The organism is Nisaea sp., from assembly GCF_039990255.1.
Lineage (GTDB): Bacteria > Pseudomonadota > Alphaproteobacteria > Thalassobaculales > Thalassobaculaceae > Nisaea.
This window is the reverse complement of record NZ_JBDXGG010000026.1, coordinates 1-1,933: the sequence shown is the minus strand read 5'-3', so window position 1 is coordinate 1,933 and position 1,933 is coordinate 1. Positions and strand designations below refer to the sequence as shown.

General features: G+C 60.2%; 4 protein-coding genes. 2 read left to right on the top strand and 2 right to left on the bottom strand.

The genetic code is table 11. The features are described from left to right. Positions 1–125 precede the first annotated feature (125 nt). Positions 126–344 (top strand): hypothetical protein, encoded by a 219-nt coding sequence (locus tag ABJ076_RS23335; protein WP_348191059.1) that lies wholly within the window; start codon positions 126–128, stop codon positions 342–344. Between the two features lie 12 nt (positions 345–356). On the opposite strand, the gene ABJ076_RS23330 is transcribed toward ABJ076_RS23335, so the two are convergent. Beyond that, the gene (locus ABJ076_RS23330; protein WP_348191056.1) at positions 357–857 is read right to left on the bottom strand and encodes an RES family NAD+ phosphorylase; all 501 of its coding nucleotides are present in this window, start codon (positions 855–857) and stop codon (positions 357–359) included. 2 nt (positions 858–859) lie between these two features. Next, on the bottom strand, positions 860–1,210 hold the full coding sequence (locus ABJ076_RS23325; protein ID WP_106573438.1) for an MbcA/ParS/Xre antitoxin family protein: 351 nt from the start codon (positions 1,208–1,210) through the stop codon (positions 860–862). Between the two features lie 448 nt (positions 1,211–1,658). On the opposite strand from ABJ076_RS23325, the gene ABJ076_RS23320 reads away from it, so the two are divergent. Then, the gene (locus tag ABJ076_RS23320; RefSeq protein WP_348208856.1) at positions 1,659–1,817 is read left to right on the top strand and encodes a hypothetical protein; all 159 of its coding nucleotides are present in this window, start codon (positions 1,659–1,661) and stop codon (positions 1,815–1,817) included. Positions 1,818–1,933: the final 116 nt, after the last annotated feature.

Here is a 1,933-nt window from a genome sequence, read left to right as displayed (position 1 = left end):
TCATCGCCCTGCTTCAGAATGAACGCCTTCTGCGCGTCCGAAAACTTCGATGCCTTCATCGCTCTCCGCTCCATTCCAGCCAGGGAAAACTAAGCGGAAAAATCTAACCAAAAGCGATCCAGTTTGTGGGGATCAGAGCAGCGGCATTCGAGGATGAGCGGCTCCGATATTGCCAGCGTCTGGCGGACGCCGCGCGCAGGCTCGCCTCCTACCGCGCTCGCCAGGGCGAGGCCTTCGCCTTTGCGGGAGAGCTTGAAGATAAGCGCCGGCAACTGGCCGAGATCGAAAAGGACCTGGCCGACGATGTTATCGCAAACGCGCCAAGTGTCGTTAAGGCGGCATGAGGCGCTAGCCGCTCAACCCAACCGATCCTCATCATCGATCAGCTCCAGGCGGGACGGGCCGCTCACGCTCCATTTCCAAAGCACCAGATTTTCGTCGTCCGGATCGGCTCCCTTCACGAAACTGCGAACGAGCAGGCCGTTATAGCCTTCCGCAATCAGCGTGCGTGCGAAACGCTGTGTGCGGGCCTCGCCCGTTTTCCTCATCTGATCGCGCCAGGTCGGATCTGCCATCGAGGCCTTGTCAAGACCCGCCGCCGTAAGCGCTGCCGTATCTGAGGCGTCGAAGACCGTCTCGATCTCGGCGCGGTAACAGACCAACGTCGTCGGCTGCAGATCGCCTACTTGATTGGACTCCCTCAGAGCGGTCATCACGGATGTCGAGGTGTAAAGGGCGGGCACACCCTTCGGATTGAACCGGCCCCCATAACGTTCCGCGCCGCGTCCCGACATCGGTTCGCGCGCGAAGACCGGATTTATTGCCCGGTAGAGCTTTCCGGAATAGGTGAGCGCCACGATCAGGCGTGCACGCCGGCGTCGACGGCATCGATGAAATCGAGAACCTCTTCAGCCCGACCGTCGCGAACCAGCTGCATGGCCGTCTGCCCGGAGAATCCAGGCAACGGCTCGGACCGATACCAGGCGTAGGCCATCAGCGCGGAACCGAACCGCGGTTCGACCTTATTGACGATCTCCACCATTTCGCGCAGGCGGCGCTGTGTCTTGTCCGAGCGCACCCGATCCTTGCGCTGGATCGCGTCCTTGCCAAGGCCGACCGTGCGCGCAATCTCTTCGCTCGTCGTGCGAAAGACGGTTGCGATCTTGTTAGGCGCGAACATCCCGTGATCTGAATATTGTGCGAGGTTCATCCTGTCGCCTCATTCATTGCCAGTGTTTCTGACGCAATATAACGTCATAGAAGGCGGCATTCAAGGGCCGCGCCAGTCGTTTTGCGGGAGAGGGTGAAGACAAGCGCCGGCAACTGGCGGAGACCGAAGCCGAGCTCGCGGACGCAGCGACAGTGTCCGAACGGGCCGCCGCGTGACGAACTCTCTCTGAGGATAGTCGATCATCCGGAGTTGACCGGAGCCGGTCGGCGGTTAATCTTGCAACATGCCTGAGTAGAAGACGGAGCCTGGCATCTTCGACATTCCGTCATCATAACCGGCGACCGGCACTGCCCCGTCACGCCGAAGATAATCAAGACAGCACCAGATCCGACTGGCCATGCTGCGGTTTGCTTCCATCCAAAACAAACAATCGGTGCCCGCCTCTCTGGCGGATGCGCGTCAATATATACGGAGCCGGACATGCGCTATGCATTGGTCAACAACGAACGAGTTGAAGCCAGCCACGGTCTTTCTGCCCTATGCCCGGGCTGCGGACAGCCCATGGTTGCCAAATGCGGCGACCGGCGGGTTCATCACTGGACGCACCGTGGCAGGCGAACCGGTCACGTCCGTCAAGCTGGTGTAATTTCTCGGATGGCCTGAGGGCATGATCAGGCGGCTTCGGTTGTGATGCTGAGAATGGGGTCGATCTCCTCGGTGTCGATTTGTGCGAAGGCCTCAACCATCATGTAGCGGCTGGCG